Annotated in this window: 15 protein-coding genes; 3 read left to right on the top strand and 12 right to left on the bottom strand. The window is 47.1% G+C overall.

Annotated features, from left to right (window positions below):
* Window positions 1–50 precede the first annotated feature (50 nt).
* From ABWV76_RS02240 to ABWV76_RS02225, 4 genes are all read right to left on the bottom strand, one after another.
* Window positions 51–602: an HNH endonuclease family protein gene (locus tag ABWV76_RS02240; protein WP_020414855.1), complete on the bottom strand. Its 552-nt coding sequence runs from the start codon at window positions 600–602 to the stop codon at window positions 51–53.
* Between the two features lie 243 nt (window positions 603–845).
* The gene (locus ABWV76_RS02235) at window positions 846–3,953 is read right to left on the bottom strand and encodes an efflux RND transporter permease subunit (RefSeq protein ID WP_020414854.1); all 3,108 of its coding nucleotides are present in this window, start codon (window positions 3,951–3,953) and stop codon (window positions 846–848) included.
* A gap of 42 nt (window positions 3,954–3,995) precedes the next feature.
* Window positions 3,996–5,060, bottom strand: coding sequence for an efflux RND transporter periplasmic adaptor subunit (locus tag ABWV76_RS02230; RefSeq protein ID WP_020414853.1), 1,065 nt, complete (start codon window positions 5,058–5,060; stop codon window positions 3,996–3,998).
* A 41-nt stretch (window positions 5,061–5,101) separates the two neighbouring features.
* A complete protein-coding gene (locus ABWV76_RS02225; protein ID WP_020414852.1) occupies window positions 5,102–5,629 on the bottom strand; it encodes a TetR/AcrR family transcriptional regulator in 528 nt (175 codons plus the stop codon).
* 173 nt (window positions 5,630–5,802) lie between these two features.
* Between ABWV76_RS02225 and ABWV76_RS02220 the strand changes: the two genes are divergently transcribed.
* Complete coding sequence (locus ABWV76_RS02220; RefSeq protein WP_282951032.1) at window positions 5,803–6,195, top strand: YchJ family protein; 393 nt, start codon at window positions 5,803–5,805, stop codon at window positions 6,193–6,195.
* Between the two features lie 374 nt (window positions 6,196–6,569).
* Here ABWV76_RS02220 and ABWV76_RS02215 read toward each other — a convergent pair whose 3' ends face one another.
* Window positions 6,570–7,778 carry an RtcB family protein gene (locus tag ABWV76_RS02215; protein WP_353375105.1) on the bottom strand — a complete coding sequence of 403 codons (1,209 nt, stop codon included), beginning with the start codon at window positions 7,776–7,778 and terminating at the stop codon, window positions 6,570–6,572.
* A gap of 397 nt (window positions 7,779–8,175) precedes the next feature.
* Between ABWV76_RS02215 and ABWV76_RS02210 the strand changes: the two genes are divergently transcribed.
* Window positions 8,176–8,910: a pseudouridine synthase gene (locus ABWV76_RS02210; protein WP_353375104.1), complete on the top strand. Its 735-nt coding sequence runs from the start codon at window positions 8,176–8,178 to the stop codon at window positions 8,908–8,910.
* Window positions 8,911–9,011: 101 nt separating this feature from the next.
* Window positions 9,012–9,350 carry a hypothetical protein gene (locus ABWV76_RS02205; protein ID WP_353375103.1) on the top strand — a complete coding sequence of 113 codons (339 nt, stop codon included), beginning with the start codon at window positions 9,012–9,014 and terminating at the stop codon, window positions 9,348–9,350.
* A gap of 125 nt (window positions 9,351–9,475) precedes the next feature.
* On the opposite strand, the gene ABWV76_RS02200 is transcribed toward ABWV76_RS02205, so the two are convergent.
* The 7 genes from ABWV76_RS02200 to sohB all read right to left on the bottom strand — a co-directional run bounded on the left by ABWV76_RS02200 (window position 9,476) and on the right by sohB (window position 22,671).
* Entirely contained in the window at window positions 9,476–9,892 is a 417-nt protein-coding gene (locus ABWV76_RS02200) for a hypothetical protein (protein WP_353375102.1), read from the bottom strand.
* A 469-nt stretch (window positions 9,893–10,361) separates the two neighbouring features.
* Entirely contained in the window at window positions 10,362–10,706 is a 345-nt protein-coding gene (locus ABWV76_RS02195) for a DUF6559 family protein (RefSeq protein ID WP_353375101.1), read from the bottom strand.
* Window positions 10,707–10,725: 19 nt separating this feature from the next.
* A complete protein-coding gene (locus ABWV76_RS02190) occupies window positions 10,726–11,274 on the bottom strand; it encodes a hypothetical protein (RefSeq protein ID WP_353375100.1) in 549 nt (182 codons plus the stop codon).
* On the bottom strand, window positions 11,275–18,609 hold the full coding sequence (locus ABWV76_RS02185) for an FG-GAP-like repeat-containing protein (RefSeq protein WP_353375099.1): 7,335 nt from the start codon (window positions 18,607–18,609) through the stop codon (window positions 11,275–11,277).
* A gap of 424 nt (window positions 18,610–19,033) precedes the next feature.
* Window positions 19,034–20,296 (bottom strand): patatin-like phospholipase family protein, encoded by a 1,263-nt coding sequence (locus ABWV76_RS02180; protein ID WP_020414838.1) that lies wholly within the window; start codon window positions 20,294–20,296, stop codon window positions 19,034–19,036.
* Between the two features lie 159 nt (window positions 20,297–20,455).
* Complete coding sequence (locus ABWV76_RS02175) at window positions 20,456–21,469, bottom strand: YhdH/YhfP family quinone oxidoreductase (protein ID WP_353375098.1); 1,014 nt, start codon at window positions 21,467–21,469, stop codon at window positions 20,456–20,458.
* A gap of 50 nt (window positions 21,470–21,519) precedes the next feature.
* A complete protein-coding gene (sohB, locus tag ABWV76_RS02170; RefSeq protein WP_353375097.1) occupies window positions 21,520–22,671 on the bottom strand; it encodes a protease SohB in 1,152 nt (383 codons plus the stop codon).
* Window positions 22,672–22,683: the final 12 nt, after the last annotated feature.

The raw sequence follows: 22,683 nt of genomic DNA, 5'->3' as shown, positions 1-22,683 counted from the left end.
AATGCTATACGAAATTCCGCCGCTATGACAGGCAAAATATCTCTTTTGCCCTAGCTATCACCTGCCAGTGCACGGAGCTGTTTGGATTCAGCAATACTCAAGCGCAATCCATACTTTTCTACAATGGAAATAAAGCGCTGAACATAAATTTTGCCAACAGGCTCGTAAGGGGGCATCCACTCATCAGGCCCTTTGTGCCCCTTACTCTGGTTGCGCCCATCATCCACTAACCACAGATTCTCAATATCTTCGGCAAATCTTCTTTTCTTCTCACGGCTCCAAGCTGCCCCGCCGTGATCATGTGCCCACTTCAACGGTACTATATGCTCCACATCCAGGTCTGATGCCTTGCTGTAAAAATTGCCGGTATAGGGATCCAACCATAAACCGGTATCCACCTTACAACCGTTACTGCGGGTATAGGTAACCGGGGATAGGGAAAAGCGGATTAACAGCTCATGGCGGGTATCCTGGCAGTCACTATCGAAGTCTGACCAACGTGGCAGCCATTCGGCCCGCTCGTAGGGTGCAGCAAGTGCGGTAACACTGAAAAACAAGAAACAGATCACTGTAAACTGTTTTGAAATTGATCGAACACTCATACAACTACTACCAATCAAATCCAGCTACTAGCCTACTTGAAAACCCTGCTTTTGAATATTACCTCTGTCAAATTTTGGTTCGCAGATCCCCCATCAAATTAGATTTCACGACAAAAGCACAGGGAAGTTGCCAGTGAAATCAGAAAGGTGTTTTTCGAAAACAAAAAAGGCGCAAAAAGTTATCCTTTCTGCGCCCCAATTTTGTCTATTCAATTGAGCCAGCTTTACCCAGCTTTTACCTGATTAGGCAGATACTGGCTCCGAACTGGGCTGCGACTCCAGTTTCTTTTTCGAGCCTTCTTCTGAACCCAGCACCTCAGTGGGCTTCACCTTATGGAAGACCGCATAAAACACCGGCACAGCAATCAGGGTTAGTACCGTTGCAAAGCCCAGTCCGCCCATAATGGTCACTGCCATATCGGCAAAGAATGCATCAAATAATAACGGGGACATACCCAAAATAGTTGTCACTGCAGCCAGAAATACCGGGCGCAAACGACTAACACTGGCGCGTTGAATTGCCGTCAACCGTGGCAGGCCAGCTTCAGTCTGCACCTCAATTTCATCCACCAATACCACCGCATTTTTAATCAACATACCAGATAGGCTCAATACGCCGAGAAGTGACATAAAGCCAAACGGCAAGCCTGTCAGCAGCAGGCCTACCACCACACCCACCAGAGACATGGGCACCACCAACCAGATAATCAGCGGCTCGCGTACGGTGCCAAACAGCAGGATCGATACCAGGATCATAATCAGGAATCCCAGCGGCAACCCTTTACCCAATGACTTCTGTGCATCCGTAGAGCTCTCATATTCACCGCCGAACTCTGTATGGTAACCGGGGGGCAAAGGCATACCCTCAACCCCTGCGCGAATACGATTAAAGGCGGCCATAGCGGTGACTCCCTCCGGGGCCTCGGCACTGATCGTTATTGTCGGGACCCGGTCGCGACGCTGGATCAGACCTTCCTCAGCGGTAGTCGCAAAGTCTTTGACCAATTGCCCCGCTGGAATATAGCCCTGCTCATTCGGACTCCACACCAAGCGATCCTGCAGGGAGCCAACCTGATTGCGATCACCTTCAGGCATGCGCGCGACAATCGGGATAATACGGTCGCCACTTTCAAAATCCCCTACACGATAACCGGCAGTCGCAAACTGGATAGTTCGGCTGATATCCGTATTCGTGACACCAGCGACACGAGCCCGTTCATTATCGAGATGGGCACGAATCGTGGGCTCTCGGCCACGCCAGTTATGGCGGATATCCTTCAGACCATTTTCCCGGAAAAGCTGCTCAGTATTTTCGGCGAGCGCACGCAGGGTGTTGAAATCGTGGCCGGAAATACGCACTTCCACATCGGCACCACCACCCGGACCAAATACCAGGCGTTTAAAGGTGATAAGCGCTTCCGGCTGGGAATCCCGCAACTCTGCTTTAGCCCGGTCTATCAGGCCAGCAATTTGCTCGCGATTCTCTGTGCGCACAATCAGCTGGCCATAGGCAGAATTAGGTGGCTCTGGGGCATAGGTCAGCATAAAGCGGTCCGCACCGCTACCGGCAACCGCAGTCACCGAAACTACTTCTTCCTGCACCAATAAATAGTCTGTAGCTTTTTGCAGCGCATTTTCTGTGCGATTAATATCACTGCCCTGGGGCAGGAGATAATTCACGTAGAAAAGCGGAGCATTGGAGTTAGGGAAGAAACCCTGCTTGACAAAACCAAAGCCAAAATAACTGACCATGGTCACGACAACCAGCAAAGCGATAGTGCCCCCCCGGCGATTCAGGGCACCGGATAGGACTCCCGCATACATACGGTAAAAACGGCCACTGTAAGGGTCTTCACTATCAGCATTCTTACCCGGCTTGAACAAGTGGTAGCCAAGGTAAGGAGTAATAGTGATTGCCAAAATCCAACTCAACAATAGTGAGATACCAATCACAGCGAACAGCGAGAAAAGGAATTCACCGGTGGCATCATCGGAAAGGCCAATACCGGAGAAAGCCATGATCCCAATAATGGTGGCGCCTAAAAGTGGCCAGAAAGTTTGGCGAACTACACGGCGAGCAGCATTCTGTGGTGCTTCTTTTTTCTGCACCCCCATCAGCATGCCTTCAGCAACTACAATAGCATTATCTACCAACATACCCATGGCGATAATCAGGGCACCCAGGGAAATTCGCTGAAGGTTCAAACCAAACAGGTTCATAATCAGTACAGTACCGAGCACGGTCAGCCCCAGTACCACACCAACTACTACACCTGAGCGCCAACCCATAAATAGGCATAGGACCAGAGTAACAATCACTACCGAGGAGATCAGGTTAAAAAGAAAACCGTCGACACTCTCCTCAACCACTTTGTGCTGCTCATAAACCGGCTGGATTTCTACCCCGAGAGGCAAACCCAGCTTAAGCTCATTGAGCTTGGCTTCCACTGCCGTTCCCACGTTTACGATATTTGTATTTTCAGCTCCAGCCACACCAATCAAAATGGCCGGCTTACCATTAAATCGTGCAATAAAGTTCGGGTTCTCGTCATAACCGAGGGATACATCCGCAATATCCCGTACTGCCAACATCGCAGTAGAGCCCGGTACACCCACGAGAATATTCTGAACGGATTCAAGATCACTGGCTGGATTGTCGACCACGATACGAGTTCGGAGGTCCTGACCTTCTATTTCACCTACACGCTGGGTGGAACTTTCCACCTGCAGTACCTGGGCCAGGTCATCAAGCGAGAAGCCGAACTGAGCAAGGCGCGATTCGTCTATATCCAAATAGGCCACTTCATCGATAATGCCGGAGCGGGAAACCTTCGCTACCCCCTCAACACTCAGTAGCTCGCGACGAATTGCTTTAGTAATTTCGCGCATTTCTGTCAGCGAAAAACCATCACCGGTTACCGCATAGTAAATACCATAAACCTCGCCGAAGTCATCATTAACCACGGACTGCATGGCGCCACTGGGCAACTCACGCTGGGCATCGTTAACCTTGCGACGCAGCTCATCCCAGACTTGCGCCAGCTCTTCCGAAGCGTATTGATCCTTTATCTGGACGCGAATTTCCGACATGCCCGGACTGGAAGTTGAGGTCACTTTGTCCAGCTGTCCCATCTGTTGGATAGCAACCTCTAATTTTTCCGTTACCTCCTCTTCTACCCGCTGCGCGCTTGCGCCCGGATAGAGAGTAAATACCCGCGCTTCTTTAATGGTAAATGCTGGGTCTTCTAGTCGGCCAATATCCGACAATGCCCAGATCCCACCTACAAGACAGATCAGCATCAATAACCAGCTGTACACTGGACGCTGAATAAATACATCAGAAATCTTCACGATACTTCCCCACTCTTGCCAGGGCCTGAGGTCATTTGAAAATTAACGTTGTGCATAGTTGCGTACTTTTGCACCGTCATAAAGATGTTGACCTCCCGCAGCCACCAGCTTCATCGCAGGGGTGAGACCATCCGTAATCTGAACCGCTTCTCCATTGGTCTGGCCAAGCGCCACCTGTACCCTGGATACTGATTGATCTTCGTTAATCTGCCACACATATGGATTACCTTCAGCACCAGTCTGTACTGCTGCCAATGGAATCCAGAAATCCCCGGTAGCTTCTTTCAGCTTTACGTTCACACGAGCTGTCATGCCTGGAAGAATTTGTACATTTTCGGGGCGGGGCATACCCAGCTCAACCACATAAGTCTGGGTTACACTATCGGCTTCAGCCTGGTGCTCACGGTATTTGAGTTCAAACTTTTGACCGGGTAGGAACTCGAACTCCGCTGTGATAGAGCTGATTTGATCTTCATTTCCTGTAGCCAACAATTTTTCCGGCACAGAAATCTGAATACGCACCTCAGAGATGTTTTGCAACCGAACAATTGCCTGGCCCGGCTGCACATTGGTGTAATTCTCTACCAACTGTCGAGTTGCCAATGCATCAAAAGGCACTCGCAACTGGGTATAGGCCAAATCCTGTTCTGCCTTTTCCAATGTTACTTTTGCCAGATCAAAGTTACTTTCTGTTTCATCCAGTTGCTGCTGAGAAATGACCTTCGATCCCGCCAGGGAGCGCTGCCGCTTCAAGGTTTTTTCCAGCAACTCCACGTTTACTTTGGCTTCCTTCACTCGACGGCGATAATCCCGATCATCCAACTCAGCAATCAGGGTTCCCTTAGGAATAATTTCCCCTTCCCTGATACTCAACTTGTCTAACTTGCCACCAACCTGGAAGGAGAGATCCACACTCTGGACCGCCTTTACACGACCGGCAAACTGGCGATCCGCCACTTCCGCCACATTGGTGACCGTAGCCACTTTTACCGGCCACAAGCGCTCAACCTGCTGTTCATCCGCTTCAGAACCAGAGCACCCCGCAAGAATCGCCGCTGCCGCTACCACCAAGGCAAGGGAGATACGAGAGTTTACCGACAATTTCATATTTCACTATCCAATAAATTATTTAACTGAAGATCAGGTATTCAGGTAAGCTCTGCCGACAACATCAGCAGCCGTTCGCGCAGGCGGGAAAACATTGGGTCCTCGGACTCCATAACTCCCAGCACCCGCCCCAGGAACATACCCTGGGCAGCAAGAATCAATAACTGGGCAAGTTCAGGGTCACCGTATGAGCTGTCAATTTCACCGCGCATTTCGATAACGTTACACTTGACCGGCTCAAGCAGGGCGGGATCTTCTGCGACTGCCGCAATCAACGCTCGCGGCAGCCCCTCATCATCTTCCATCAGCTCGAAAATCGCTTTAAGCCGTGACGCCAACACATCGTCACCAGCGGCGGCGAAAGTCTCTGCACTGGCATCCTCCCTGGCAATCGCGGCCTCCAGCATCGCCTTCAGCAGTGACTGTTTGGTACGAAAGTGATGGATAAGCCCACCCTTACTCAAACCACACTGGGCAGCAACTGCGTCCAGGGTGAGCTTTCGCGCCCCTTTTTCTCGAACTACCTCTTCCGCCGCACGGACTATGGCAGCTTTGTCGACTCTCGACACATGACCTCCCAGGCATCTTCAACCAAACCAACCGGCTGGTCGGTATCTTAGCGCCCCCCAGGAAAACGTCAAGCCATGCTACCCTCTGCCAGCGTCAAGCAAGGTTAAAAAGTGTTTACAAAGCCTATGATGACCAGCTGGACATCTTATGCGGTTTGAAACTGGAGTAATTTATGACGGAACAGCCCTGCCCTTGCGGCTCGGGAAAAAAGTTCAAAGCCTGCTGTAACCTCTACCTGTCTGGGCAGGCCTACCCGAAAATGGCAGAATCCCTGATGCGCAGTCGCTACAGTGCCTATGCGATGGGAAACCTGGCATACCTACGAAAAACATGGCACCCAGAAACTTACCCGGGTCTCAATGCGGACGATCTGGAGACTCAATGGACACGCCTCGAAGTTATTAAAAGCAAAGCAGGGCTGAAGAAGTCTGTAGTGGAATTTAAAGCCTGGTATACGGAGAATGATCAAGAGCATGTGATCCATGAGATATCACTATTTAAGCTCTATAAAAAACGCTGGGTCTACCTAGAACCGTTACCTAGTTGGCCACAAGCCGATCAGTAAAAAGAGAAACCAGGGTTAGAGGGGAACAAATTGCAGGGAGGTGTCAAGGAAGTGAAATAGCCTCAAATAGGCGCGGGAGCTACTCCGCTCCCGCGCCTCCTTTAACATTTTTTGCTTACTTTTAAAGCGAGCGCCCGACTTAGCCTTAGTGTGGGCACCACCTTTTTTTAGCAGTGGATTACAAGCCACGTAATTACGAGGCTTGGCGACTTTCTTAGGGGTGTATTTTTTCATAGTATTTGGCCTTGCCTAATCAACGATAAAAGCCGAGGAAACTCGACAGGTAAATTCATTGTCAAATTGAATTCAATAGCACTCATAAAATTAAAATCCATTATTTTTCAAAGTTCTCATAAAGGGTGAACCAGTCAAGCCTACCCTTTTATGCAAATCACTTGGCGCAGCGTATGTACCACATCAACCAAATCCAGCTGATTATTCATCACCTCATCAATATCCTTATAGGCAGCGGGTATCTCATCAATCACACCTTTATCCTTTCTGCATTCTACGCCATGCGTCTGAGACTCAAGATCGCCTCGAGTAAATCGCTGACGAGCCGAGGTGCGACTCATTTTACGGCCAGCACCATGGGCACAGGAGCAAAAGGATTCGGGATTTCCACGCCCACGAACAATAAATGATTTCGCCCCCATCGAACCGGGAATAATCCCCATCTGATCCTTTTGGGCACTGATCGCCCCCTTACGTGTCACATAGACATCCCGTTCGAAGTGGCGCTCGCGCACTACGTAATTATGGTGGCAGTTAATAGCCTCTGACGTTAAGGTAAACTTCGGCACGTAAGCCCCCAGGCTATTCAACACAAGCTTCATCATTTCCTGCCGGTTTAACCTGGCGTATTCCTGTGCCCAATTTACAGCTTCAAGGTAATCATTGAAGTGGCTACTTCCCTCAGAAAAATATGCCAGGTCCCTATCTGGCATATTTTGCATATTTCCAGCCATATCCCGGCGTGCCAATTGAATAAAATGCTCTCCAATTGCACTACCAATACCTCGGCTGCCGGAATGTAGCATCACCCACACCGCATTACTCTCATCCAGACAAATTTCAATAAAGTGATTGCCTCCACCCAATGTCCCCATTTGGGTAACCCAGGTTTTCTGGGGCTGACGCAACTTCTTCATAAGCCCAGGATGCTTTTCAAACAACCTATCTACACCGGGAGCTAAAATTTTGCAGGCAGATTCCCTGGCAGTAATCATCTTATGACGACCCCGTCCAACGGGTACTTTCACCTCAATGGCCTCCCGCAATGCTTTTAGGCTGTCTGGCAACTGATGGGCATGCAACGAAGTTCGCACCGCATTCATGCCGCAGCCAATATCCACACCTACTGCGGATGGTATGACTGCACTAAACGTAGGAATCACCGAACCAACTGTCGCCCCTCGCCCCAAGTGAACATCCGGCATTGCCGCCACATGGGAATGAATAATGGGCAATTGAGCAATATTCTTTAGCTGTTCTAAAGCAGCCGGCTCAACCTTATCGGTAAATATTTTTACCGGCACACTACCTGAAGATGCGTTTTTATTAAGTACAATTTTTACAGGCATATAGAGTCCTTGGATTGATCCAATAAATCATTAAAAGCCCTCCAAAGCCCTAAACAAAAAAGCCCCGGCAAATGCCAGGGCTCTAGAGAATTCCGGCTTGAAAAGCTCAATCACTTTTCAAGCAAGTGCACATGAAAAGCGATCAAAAAAACAGGTTGTTAATATCCACATTTCGCATTTCATGGCTCCTTCGTGGTTGCTATCCACGTTTAACTAAATGGTTACTAAACTACCCCTGCAGTTTATTCACTAATTCAGGCATGTCAACCTTAAAATTTATTATTTATTAGAAAATTATTCCCCACAACTTTAAAAGAAGGCTGCTAAACATTTCCAGATGCAATGATTACCATACCGCCATACAATGCCCCTGCGATATGGTAAATATTATTTGCGGATGAACAACGAACCTGAAATCATTTTCGAGGATGACTACCTTCTGGCAGCATTTAAACCAGAGGGCTGGCTCGTGCACCGCTCAGAAATAGACCACAGCGAAAATCGCATTTTACTTCAATACCTACGGGACTTAAGCGGTCACCACCTGTATCCCGTACATCGCCTGGACAAGCCTACTTCTGGGGTTATTATCTTTGGCAAGAGTAGCGAGATGGCCACCCTTTTACAGCAACAGCTGGAAAGCGAAAACTCCGTCAAAGAATACCTCGCGGTATGCCGGGGCTATTGCCCTGAACAGGGAGTTATCGACTACCCTCTACCACCTGTCGCAGATTTCAAACATCAACGCAAGCGCCCCAAAGCTGATCTACCACGCAAGTCAGCAATCACCCTATACCGCCGACTGGATACCGTTGAGCTACCCTATGAAGTAGATCGATACCCCACCAGCCGTTACTCCCTGGTTGAAATCCAACTAAAAACCGGCCGCCGCCACCAGATCCGCAGGCACTTCAAGCATATCCACCACCCACTTATCGGTTGTCCCAAATATGGGAAGTCTTCACACAATCGTTTTTTTGCCAGACAATATGATTGCGCACGATTGTTACTGCATGCATCCAAACTTAAAATTATGCACCCGATAAGTGAAACGGTATTTGAGATTAGTATGACACCTAAAGGGACATTTTCAGAACTACTGGGTAAGTTAAACTGGAATCCCACCAATTAAAGACTTGTGCAACCGAGCACCCTCTATTAGCTCGTAATGCCAATTTTCCAGCAAAATTCCAATAACCAATTACAGAAAAACCAACTACTAACGAGTAAAAAATGAAATTCAAAACCACAATCAAAAAATTAGCCGGCCTGTGTGTATTATCAGCCATCTCCACCGGCGCCTTTGCACTGGATGACGAAGATAAGGCTATTCGCCTGGTAGAGGCTCTTAGTGGCAATATGGTTTATATCCACTTAATGGAATCAATGAATAAGCAACCGTCCTGCGCCAAGTACAATGCCATCATAGCCTGTTCAACGGAAAATTCTTACTGTTCCCACGCGCTATCTATCGCCCTAGCAGCACAGGCGGCAAACCGTACCATCGACTTTCAGACAAGTGATTCCTGCATTGGTAGTGCAGCTGAATTTGTCAGACTACGTATGCGGTAATTGTTTTTTGCTTATATATAGGGAAAACAATAAGGAATGGAGAAAGGGCTTTAGAAAAACCTGAGAGCCCTAAACATCTTACTATAATACTCAACTGGCACTATCATTTACCACCAAATATAAGCCTACCTATCACTCTCTTCTTCTATCTTACTCTCAGCCGGCCACAGATAATTACCAGCCCAAACAATATACTGCACATCATCTATAAACCTTAACTGCCCTCCATTGTCGACCCTCACCGTACCGGATAAAAGATAGTATTTTCCGCAGCTCCCGGAGCATTGAAACCCCTTTGGGAGGATTACCTTAATGGCATTATTTGTAATACCTGCCTCATACTGCTCCCTCGAGAAATAGAGATGCCCTTCTCGTCCATATCCGAGCCCCAGCACACCAACCACATCAACATCTCTATTTTTATATTTTGCCGGAGATGCCATTAAAGAGAAAAAATTAACCTCAGTGGTTAGACTCTCATATCCGAGAGCACTACTACAAAAGAATAGTAATAAAACCGAAAGTTTAGAGCTCACTGACATAGGGGTTTCCTCCATTAGATTTTACTCACTAGGTAAGCTTCCCGGTTTATGTAGCAGTTGCAGAAATTGTCAAGGGCTTGCAAATAACCCTGTGCCTTGGGCCGCGCCAGTAATACTTGGTCACATTAGTCAATTACCTAGTATAGCTGACGCCACCAGGCTGAATATCAACCAAATACACTTACGAAATCAGGTTAGCAAAATCAACTTTGAAGGGGTAATCAATTCGCTCCATATGAGCCTGAACGAGCTGGTATTCAAGAAGGACTAACGTAAACTCCGATAAGGGCCCCTGAAGTTCGAGGCCATCCAACAGCGGCAGGGTAAGGAGAAAGCGATTATTTGGGAGGGAATGATTCTCCAGAATAAGGCCCGGCGCTAGACTCACAGTGGGTGATTATCAGCAAAAAGCCCCGACAGATAACTCTGCCGGGGCTTTTTGCTGTTCCTACTAAGTTAATAGTAGAAACTAGTCACTATCAAAGCCACTTCCACTATCAAAAGCAGCGTACCCTCTATCTACCGTGCTGAAGTTGGCATTTCCAAAGAAGAACTTATCAGCAACCTCCTGCTTTAGATCTTCGTAGGCAATACCAGGTTCATGCTGATATGCCACCACAAAATGCTCCTTCACCATAAAAATAGCGCACGCATAAGCCACATACTCGCGATTCAGACCATAGCGCTCAACGGTATTTGTGACCTGACCAACAGTATAGGGGCCAACGCCTCCATAATCTTTCCGCAGCAGGAGCGGTAACTTTTCAAGATAAGATTTAAGAACTCTTTTCTTCCTGAATTTCGTAAAGAGCATTTACACTTACTCGCTTTTATCAGCACTCATAGGAAACACCTACTGAAGCCGGAATATATTCGTTAAACTCCTCAGACCAAGGGACGTAAATCTCATTATCGAGGCCATCAACAAACAAATTTGCCAAGCTTCCCTCTTCACGCAAGAAGAGATGGACTCTATTCACGTTTGACCAAATAACAATGATCGGAGGGATGCGCGACCTGGACAAATAATAAAGATAAACACCCTCATGATCTGCCTTCACCCACATAGGTTGAGCCGTATCAGATATAAAGCCAATCCCTTTTAACCATTCCGATTGGTCCTCTTCATAAATCGGTGTCGACTCGGCAAGAGAGAAGCGACATCCAAAAACATTATCCACTTGCTCCCGCCGATACCGCAATCTTCCACCGACAAGAAAATATAGTGTCACAACGGAAAGAACAAAGGTCATTATGCAAATAAAAAATGACTCAAAAACATCGTAGACAAAGAAAGCCACTGCACCTGAAACCAGTAAAATAGCTGCGATCTTTAATTTTGCTTGTCTAAGGAACTTCTTATAAGCTGACCTGACCCACACCTACCTTCTCCCATACAGTGAAGGTCTGCGCGACCGCGCAGGAAGCACCTCCTCTTGCTTAATACGATTACCAGGACTTGTATCTAGCTTAAAATTTTCCAGTTTAACACTTGGGTCAATTAACTCAATCGCAAGATCCAGAGCTATAGCTCTATACTCACGCCGGATATGAGGGGGTAAAGAGCCCCACACATACCTAGAATAACCAACACCCATCGCTCCGCCAGGTAATGCCATGACTCCTGCACCAAACATTGCAACATCTCGACTGGAGCGTAGATAAGCATTTCGCACATGACCGCTGGTTATATCACGACTGGTAATTGTTGCTGCTGCAAGATTTGATCGCGTCCAATGAGCACCTAAATTATATTGAGCGACACCGAGCGCTCCTTGATCAACATCTAAATCGCCTTCCATCGCCGCCAAACCTTCTGCTGCAGCTTGGTACGCAGCTGGATCATTTAGTTGATCCCACTGAACTTCCGGAACCATCTCTCCGACTAGCTCATCGTCGAAAGAGCCGCCTCTAGAAGCCGCCGAAGCTACGATTGCTTGAAACGCTGCAGTCACCGCCCCATTTGCAAACTTCCCACCGGAAACCACGGAACTAGTTCCGCCAATAATCATTGCGGCTATTGTTCCCTCCGGTGTAGGGCCATTCCCCCCCCCGAAAGTCTCACTTTGACCCGCCCAAGCTGACAAACCTGCTGATATAAAACCATGCCCAAACTTGCCCCCCTGAAGCTCAGAAACTATCCCACCGACAACTGCCGAAGCGAAGATACGCTCTCCTCCAGTAAGACCAGCAGCCTCACTGATACCATAAAATGCCGCCGAACTGGCGCCAGAAATAAGACCGGCCTTCATCGCAGCACCAAAATCACCGGTAGCTGCATAAGTACGCTGAGACGAAAAATACGCATTAAAAGCTATCGAGCACGGCCCGCAATATATGCTAGTAATAATTGATCCAAATAGCTGAACCATATCGGCCACAGGGGCCGGCAGAGCTCTAATTATGGCTTGGTCTATCAGGATAGAAAGGAAATAGCCACTTGGATCGGTAGCGTTAAGAGGGTTGTTACGCACATAGGAATAGCGGTTATACATCTGGGTATCCGCTGCCGCCTGGACAAACGGATCCGCTTGCATAAAGCGCCCCAGCCTTGGATCGTAGATACGCCCGTTCATATGAATGAGCCCTACTGCATCCAGCATCTCATGGCCAGTGTATCCCCGTGTCGTATTAACTGTATCAAAGCCGGCTAGGCTAGACTGGCTCAGCGCACTCCAATCCGAAGAATTGCGACGCTGCCCCCACACATCGAAGGACATTTGCTGAATTACATTTGCGCCCTCATCGGTGAGCAGGTCTACTGAGCCCAGGTGATCCAGGTACTGGAATACTTTTTCTGTCGACTGTACTGCATAGTTAGAGTTTGTAGTCAGGGTATAGATCGCTGTCCCCGCAAGGTAACGCTTCCACTGGATTTCACCAGGGTTGGAGGACTTTTCAATACGCTCTATGTTGCCGATATACCAGGTTTCAGTGACTTCGCCAGTTGTGCTATTGGTATCCTTACGGTAATAGCGAGATCGCTCCACACCATAGAGAAACTCGGTTATATGATTTCCCTTCTCGATTCGCTCTACCTTATCAAAGGTGGTGTACTCAATTTTACGACCACCATCAAAATCATCGGAAATCATATTGCCATTGTTATCATAGCGATAGGCGACACCTCCAGCAGAGGTAACAGCGTGTGGGCCCGCATTATTTCCGTATGTGTAATCGCCAACGCCAGCTTTATAGACAATATTACCGATAGCGTTGTAACGCAGATCCTGCTGAGAAGAGGCCAGTCCTGAGCAGTTATAGTCACCCGAGCCGATATGGCTCTTCACCAGCCGATTTAAGGCGTCGTAGCAGAAGCTTTCCCTCAGATCTTTACTGCCGCTCTGGTTATGGCGACTTTTCAAATTCCCAAGTGTATCCCAGCTGTAACGAATATTCTGAACACCGAATACCCCCAATACATCTGAGGTCTGAGTCAGCAAACGCCCAGTCTCGCTATCATATCCGTAGGCATTCGTTGCACCATTACCCAATAGCTGGCGTTTTAACTGACCACGGGCAGTATGTTCCAGCACCTGCTGGATCAAATCCCCCGAACCCAGATCGGTGATCTTCTCAAGGTGCCCATAGTTGTTGTAATGGTTTTCAGTACCAGACTGACCACTGGATAACAAGTCATCCAGAGCATCATACGTTTTGGATACACGCCCATAACTATCAAACTCTGTGGTAGTCACATAAGCCACTTGCGGGCCAGTACCATCGAAATCCACCAGTTGTGTATTGTTACGACCAATACCATCGTACTGATAGAGCACTTGGTAGCCGCTAATGGAGTCCTCCACCAACTCGAGCTGCCCCACCCCATTGCTGGCGGTATCGTAATGCCAAGTTACATTACCGGTAATAGTGCTGCCATTGCGGCGATCGATACGAGTTTTTTTGCGCCCCAAAGTATCATAAGTGAACTCGACCTTATGATCATTGGCATCGGTCTGGGTTTCGATTTCGCCATACTTGGTATAGGTATAGGACCACTCACCCTTATCTGGATCATCCATCCTGGTCTTGCGGCCCAAATCATCGTAGTAAATTACAACAGAAATTGGATAGGTGAGGCCATCATTCTCTTCAACATGTGTTCCTGCCGAATTTGTTAGTCCCCAAGAGTGGGCTTTATGAAGATTGCCCTGATTATCGTATTCATAGCTGATACGACCATCAAGCGCATCAATAACTTCTACCAACTCCCCGAGAACATTTTTCTTCTCTGTTTTCTTTTGAACCTTATCATTTACTGTAACAGTCGTGAGACCATCATAAATGACTGAGGACTGCGAACTATCAGGTGCAGTAACTTTTACTGCTCGCCCTAACAGGTCATATTCAGTCTTACTCCAAACCCGGCCATTACCAGAAAAGTAAGGCTCGCTGACATATTTCACCCTGCCAAGACTGTCATATTCCTGGTCAATATAAATAGTTTTATCAAAACCCTGAGTTTCTGTACGAATTGCTCTTCCAAGCGCATCCATATACTCGACAGAGGTAGATCCAGTGCTGTTACTTTTTACAACCTTATATTTTGCACCGGTAATACAACCTGAACCACAGAGTGAATATTGAGTTCGTGCATCCGCTCCAGAGTTATCGTAGCGATAAGTCTCACGGCCCAACACGTCATAGCTAAAGTAACTCTTAAAGCCATTCAGCCCATGAACTTCCAGGGGCGCTCCATATTCATTTCGACTGATTACTTCTTCTGTTAAATGCTCAAGACTATTGTAATTCTTATTCGCAAAACGCCCAGAAATATCATAAACAGTCCGTGTATAGCGACTCTGTTCACCCTCTGCGCTCAAAGTCTTCTTCTGAATGTTACCGAAGCCATCATATTCATAAGTAGTAGTTTGCGTAAACTCAGCATTATTTGGCTCAACAACCTCAGTAAGGAGCAGGCCCTTTAAACTTCCAACGGTATGATAAGTAAAGGCAGATTCACGAACATGATCTGCCTGGCCCGGGCGGCTGTTGATTACCCTGGTAAAGCTCAAGCGCCCCTTTTCTGACTCCCAATCAGTACCACCGGAACAAAGTGAGCTCGGATGGGCAGCCATAGAACCGCCGAAGCAGTTGAGTGTATTTTTAATAAACTGCTCACCAGTGGCCTCATCAATAGTTCTCAGTTTTATTGAGGTAACGTTTCCATCATTATCATAACTATTCTCTGTAATAACGGTTTGCAGGTGCTCACCATGTGAACTTCCGTTATTTTCAAGAGAATAGGTTTCCTCTACTACCTTTTCTAGAAATGGCTGATAAGGATACACAGAGGTGTCAGAACCATTCCAACCCTTCAAGCTCCAGGTATTGGCAGCCTTTCGTATCAATGCCTTTGAGGCAGATCGAACCTCAGTCTGCAAGGGCATACCAGTGAACGGGTAGTCCTGGCGGTAGTAAGTGGATGTCTCTACACCCGTTTGCTCATCAGTTGTGGAGATCTTCTGGAAGCCCAGCACCCCTCGCCCAGCAGCCTGCAGTTTCATCTGTGCGTATTCATACGAAACAGCACTTTTCGCCGTGTAATCAACAGCACCGGGAGAGGAGCCGGCAGCTGGAGAAGTACTCTCCACTTTAGAAACTAAGTACTTCGGTATCAACACATCGAGAACCGGTGCATCTTTTCCTAGGGTGACACTATCCTCTGGAAGTACCCATGGACCATTCAGTGCAGTATAAAAGTCCGCCGTGTTAGCGGCCTGCTTTAGATAACAATATGTACTTCCGGGGATCTCTACGCCATTCTCATCTCTCTCAGAAGGAGTAGTAGTACACTCCTTACCTTCAAGGGTTTTCGACATTTCAAGGCGACTATAGAACCAACTCCTAATGGTGCTGGTATAGGAGATATCAGTGGTATTACCCAGCCCATTGTCAATTTTGGTTAATACCTTGTTGGGAATATCCCTATTTGCAGAGTTCCCATAGTTGGATACATAGGATGTTAAAAAGCCTTCATCGCTTATCTTGTGATAATCCGGCTGATTATCCCCATTGATATCAGCAAAGATGTGTAGGTAATCGTCATTATTGGGTACAGTCTGAATAAAGATAGACTTTCCAAAGCTGGAAGTCTGGGGATCCCAAAGTTCTACCCGCAACAATCCCGAATCATGATCAGGCCAGTAGACATCCAGCATCCCATCCTGGTTATAGTCCAGAGCTCCGGCTTGCTCTGAAGCAAACCTGCTAGGGGTTACTTTTACCAGTTGTTTCCCAGTACTGAGATAAAGATTTGACGAAGAAGATTCCTGCAATAGCAGGTCAGTTAAACCATCACCATTAAAGTCCGCTGCGACATGAGACTTTGCAGTATTACCTCCCAGGCTTGCAAAAAGGTCGTAGCTATCTGTTTCAGCGTTATATACAAAAGCCGCATGCCCAGAGGGTCCTGCCGAATAAATATATTTAAAACCGCTTTTCAAATCCCCATTTTCATCAAGGCAAAAATCCAAGTCCACCACTTTATTGCCAGGGTCCTTACAACCGCTAACATAAGGTCTCTCCAAAGCAATCAGAATATCAGTATTACCATCCCCATTGAAATCCGCAGTAGCTGCTTTCAATGGAGAGTTGGTCAAACGGCTTATGTATTTGCCGGAAGGGAGCGCTAAGGAGTAGCTTTTAGCTGAGCCAAACCGATAATAAGTCTTGGAACTAATTGGATCTGAACCAACTTGCAGAGGATAGACTAGTAAAGTTGATCCACCCACCACAACCAGATCGGACAGACCATCTGAGTTGACATCGACAAAGACGCCATCCCTCTCTCCTACTCCGGTATCAATAGGATCGGATGAAAGCTTCCACTGGGAATCCACATAAGTAGAAAGGTAGACATGCCAAGTTTTACTGGTGTAGCGGTCATCGTATACAGCAATATCTGAGCGGCCATCAGCATTGTAATCTAAAACCGCAATACTGATATCCTCGTTTGCATTTGCCCCGGAGAATAAATATTTTTGGCCATTTGAATAAGTGGCAGGAGCTAAGTATGCGCCATTTGATAATGCATACTTAATTTGATGATCCTGATCACTCGCACTATCAGTATCCATCTCCAACCAAACAACATCTTGGTATCCATCACCATTGAAGTCGCCAAATTGGAAATCTCTTAAAGAGCGGCTCTTGTTTGCCGTAAAATCAACAGATCCACTGGAAGTTCCGTAATTTAAGGAGTACTGAGACCACTCAAATGAGAGTGCCGGCAAGCAATTGCTGCCTACACACTCTTGAATACTATCTATAAGGGAGGTCTGATTCTTGGATATATTATCAGCTACCAGCTGGTAATTAATATTATATTCACGCAGGGTATTGCCATCAGCGGCAGACGTAATTTTGGAAAGCCGTTTCGTTGTATTAAAAAGGTACCCGGCAGTGTAAGCTTGTAAGTAATCAGGCCTATCCGAATAAGTAAACTGGACTGAAGCCGCATTAGCTCCTGCTCCATATGCATATCTTACTTCGTGGATTCGCTTCCCACTATCAGAATCACCTTCATATTCGAATTCAATTCTATTTCCAACGCTATCCTGAAATTCGTTCTGCATCCATGAGAGAACCTTACCTTCTGACACATTGGCATAAGACTTTGAGTTGGCTGTATTACCGTACCAACTGGTTGAGCCATCTTTTCTTTCAACGGTAAAGTAGGCAGGACCCGTTCCTATACTGCCGTGAGATGTGACTTTTACAAAAGATTCGATCTCAGTACGGTATTGTGCGCCGTCCGCACCATAAGATTTACTGGAAACATTAATTAGCCTTTGGCCATCCAGACAAAACCTGTCCGAAGGACTCCAGCTGATAGGTAAAGCTTTTCCGTCCGTGGCCAATGTTTGTCGGCAACGGGTAATTCCGGAAAGCCCCCCAATAGACCACCCCTTGCCCAGTAACCCATTACCTGTATTACCTTGGTAATTTAAAGATAATTGAGGGACAACACCGGCAGTACCCACCCCTGCTGCTATAGCAAGTGAATAAGTCGCACTACCTGACTCATTAACCCTGAACTGACCAGCAGAGCTACCGGCCATTGTAGGGGTCTTTACGCCCGAAGAAACAATATCCTGCTCAATCGATGGAAGACTTCCGTTAGAAAGGAAAGCAGTATCTACGAGATATTCTTTTCTGCCTTTAAGAACCAGATCGTCCTGTCCGTTCCCATCAATGTCATCAACATAGAACGTATTATTAGAATCAGCTAGTAATTCAGAGAGGTCACTAGAGCGCGAATATGAAACAACAGAAGTCGGAACCTCATCACCAGAAACACCTACCACTACAAAAGGTGGCTCGTTAGTATTTTGGCTCCTGAACAGGATATCTACTACAGAATCACCATCAAAATCACCGTAGTAGAAGTCAATATTTTCCTCAAGCCTTGTAAATCCCGTCAGCTCATCTTCTGGCACGCTATACGGAGCAATAGTTCCGTCAGCAAAAATCACGTATGAAGGCCTGGGGGGCAAGGCAATCGGGGTGGCAATATCTCCATGTAAAATTAAGTATCGACTATTGCTGATGACATAATAATCCAGGTCACCGTCACCATCTATATCCTTTAAATAAATAGCTTGGCCTTGGGAATCAAAACTTGAAGCCTTGAGCGATAAAGGCAGTATACAGACCAACAAAATAAGCCATCTAAATACGTACTGAACTGCATTACTATTGCTCAAATGAAACATCTGGCTTCCCCAATGACCCCAATTTTATGGTACAAATGTACAAAGGCAGCAATTCTGCATACCTGAATAGGCGCAGTCAATTCCTCATTAACTTACTTAATGGGATGTTCATCAAAAGCCCTAGTCTTACAATATCCGGGCAAGATTAACCCCCACAACCGCGTCATCAAAAGTTAAAAACACCACCTTGAGAAGCCAAAACCACAGAAGGCGCACTAACAAAAGCATGTAGACTTCCAACATAACAAGTGAACACTTCAAGAGGTGCAAGAGAGATAAACCAATAAGCGCAACCGTTAACCAACAAAACGGTCAGATAGGAATTTGTTACAAACAGTAAATTCACGCATAGCGAAACAAACCACTTTTATCGACCGAATACTTCTCAACGTTCTCTTGCGATATTAACTACTGGCTATTGGAGCTATTCCCGAGCGTTATCATTTGGGGTACCTTCCGAATCTTTCCCTCGAACTCCAAACAAGCCCTTACGACCTTCGATAACTTCTGTTACAGGCCGCAAAAAATGACTTAGCTTATCCTTTTCCCACATTGCATCCTGATATCCGAGCTCAATCAATTCCTCTATATAAGGTCTTTCAAAGAGCAGATAGCTGGCAGCTGATACACCGCCTCCGGCACTGGTGGCACCTGTGGAGCGAAATAGCCAGCGCAGCGCAGGGGGAAGAAACTGCAGCTTTTTCCCTCCCAGCCAGGCAAGGCTTTGCGAGGGTTCAATCACCACAGACTCTACCGGGCGCAAAGGCGCCAAATCGGAATATTTCTCTTTTTCTACAGATTCCAACAGGCTGTTGACCCTATCCATATGCTCCAAATCCCCCTCAAGGCTGTCAATGAAGGCAGCGTTGAACCACTGGGCAGCTATCTGGGCCATTGAAGGAGAATGCATTTGCCTGTCAGTGCGCCGGCTACCCCAGTGTATGGGGGAGCGGTTATCCGATACACCTACAATAAACACCCGCTTTGCACCAAGGTGCAAAGCGGGACTGATCGGGGCCATTTGACGTATGGCACCATCACAGAAATAAATATCTTCAATTCTGACAGCGGGAAAGATTGCTGGAATAGCTGCTGATGCGAGTAAATGATCCACAGTTAGCTCGGTAGGCACACCAAATCGCCTAAAGCGCTGCCAACTCTTCACGCCATCGGCAGCTTGATAAAAGCTGACTGACTCACCTTCACTGTAGGAAAGTGCGTTAATGCAAGTGGCATGTAAATGCCCAGCATCGATATTTTTCTGAATATTGCGAAAGTCGATAACTTCCTTAAGCAATTTTCTCAGAGGTGAATTATCGAGAAGTGCCAGAGGTTTTTGTCGCCCCACCCCCTGGTTAAGTAATGATCGGCTAATTGAAAATAGATTGCCTATAAGGCTCCACCAACTAGTACGATAAACGCGCTCAACACTGAGACTCATCCACACAGAGCACATGCTATCAACGGCTTCTTTGAAGGTGCCGGGATGGGAAGCCAGCATCATTGCATTCATCGCACCAGCAGAGGTGCCGCAGATAATTTTAAAAGGCCGAGGATTATCCTCTGGTACCACCTCCGCCAAGGCCTTTAGTACACCTGCTTGATATGCCGCACGGGCACCACCACCGGAGAGAACCAGCGCGCTGTTTTCATCGAGAAATGAAGACTCGTTGTTACCTTTAGACAATGTGCTCTTCCAACAGAAATAGACCGCCAATAACAGCATTTACCAAAATGCTATTGAAAATAAAGCGGACAAACAAATACCAATGCTTATATGCAGCCTATAAATCAACTCAGTTAAAAATCTGGATTTTGTAATTATTATTCCGAAAAGTTAAGCTGCTTACAGGGACATATTTACCACGTAACGGCCAATTCCATGCCCCCTATGAATACGAGCAAGAAACTCCGGCGCCTGCTCCAAAGAAATATCTTCAGCGATCCCGCGGAGCTGATTACCGATATACCAATCCCTCGAAAGCCGCTGCCAAACCGCGCTCTTTTTTTCAATTGGTAGCTCAACACTATCGACACCTAAAAGGCTGATGCCGCGCAAAATAAAGGGGAATACGTTGGCATGGAATTGTGCCCCGGAGGCCATTCCACAAGCAGCAACACCGCCACCATAGGCCAATGACTTAATCACATTGAAAAGTGTTTCACCGCCTACAGTATCTATTGCCCAGGCCCAAAGAGGCTTTGCCATAGATTTACTGGCAAATGGAGCCAAGGTATCCCTATCGAGAACTTTCCAGGCACCTAAATTAGTCAGGAAATCCGCAGCTTCCAATTTACCTGTCACCGCCGCCACACGGAAACCCAGCTTAGCTAACAGTGCCACTGCAATCGATCCGACCCCACCCGTAGCACCGGTCACCAGAACCTCCCCATCCTCAGGGACCGCACCAGACTCAAGGAGCTTCTCCACACACAATGCCGCTGTCAGGCCAGCCGTACCCAGAGTCATTGACTCCCTGGCAGTAAGCCCCTGCGGAAGAGGCAACGCCCACTTGGGGGGAATGGCAATCATTTCTGCCAAGCCCCCCGGCGTATTCATGCCCAAATCATAGCCAGTGACCAACAATTCCGTACCGGGTTTATAAGTGCCACTATGATCCTCCAACACCTTGCCTACCGCATCGATACCCGGCGTATGGGGATACTCCCGGGTAATACTACGGTTACCAAATGCGGACATCGCGTCTTTGAAATTCAGAGAGGAATGGGAAACTGCAAGCAACAAGGGATTGTCTGGCAGGTCACAGACCTGCCTTTCAACCAAAAGCTGGTCGAACTTACCTACGGCAACCTCTTCTACCCTTATTGCCCGGAAACTTTCATCCCTGAAATTGTTCATGTGAAAATTTCCTGTCTATCAAAGATTTCAACCCTGCTTGAGGTGCTTATTTATTGCGCGTGATGCCGCCAAGCAGCTAACTTTGAGAATAGACGAGTCATCGCGGACTCTACTCCTGCCTCAGCAGCCAGCCCCATTTTCTTGGCAATATTCTTCTTTTCTTTGTACTCCACCTGATAAAGGTCAGCACCTTCTGCACTATGAGTCAGATACTCATCGGAAGTCTTGAGTTCATCAACAAGCCCAAGGGACAAAGCCTTTTGCCCAAACCAGACTTCACCGGTAGCGACTTTGGCAATATCCAGGCTGGGTCGGTATTCACTGACAAAATGCTGGAACAACACGTGGATCTCTTCCAGATCACTCTGGAATTTCTCACGGCCTTCTTCAGTATTTTCACCAAACATTGTTACTGTGCGCTTGTACTCTCCTGCAGTAAACAACTCATAGTCCACATCATGACGCTTAAGTAAGCGATTAAAATTGGGGAGCTGTGCGAGCACACCAATAGACCCCAACATCGCAAATGGGGCAGCCAGAATTCGATCAGCCACACAGGCCATCATATAGCCGCCACTAGCCGCAACTTTATCTACTGCAATAGTGAGGTGTATACCCGCGCTGCGTATACGCGCCAGCTGACTAGCCGCAAGGCCATAGTTCGCAACCATACCGCCTGGACTTTCCAGGCAAAGAAGCACCTCATCTCCCGTTTTTGCCACCTGCAGGATCGCAGTAATTTCTTCTCGTAGGTGGGAGAGCGCACTTGCTTTAATATCGCCATTAAAATGCATTACGAAAATACGTCTGCGATCCTCAGAGGACACTGCAATGCTTTTTTCAGATTTTTCTGCCTGAGCTTCTGAAGTGCCTATTTCTTGCTTCTGGCTATCACTTTCTTTTGCTGCTTTCTTCTTTGCTTCAGCCTTATGTCTCTTCACTAATGCCTTTTCTTCAGCTTTTTTTTCCTTCGCAAGTTGCTTCTTGCGATGGGCAAACTCGTGCTTTTCCATGACCGCTTCCAGCAGGGTGTCTTTGAACTGCTCATAGCGGTCATTCAAACGTGTAACACTAATATGCCCCTGAACACGCTCCTTTAGCTGTTCGCGATTGGCAAAAATAAAGCCTATCAATATCATTAGGGCCACAATCACTGTGACAATTTTTGCCAGGAATAGGCCGTACTCAATTAAAAATTCCACTTAAACTCCAGA

This window comes from Microbulbifer sp. NBRC 101763, from assembly GCF_040371615.1.
In the GTDB taxonomy this organism is placed as follows: domain Bacteria; phylum Pseudomonadota; class Gammaproteobacteria; order Pseudomonadales; family Cellvibrionaceae; genus Microbulbifer; species Microbulbifer variabilis.
This window is presented reverse-complemented; position numbering and strand designations above follow the sequence as displayed.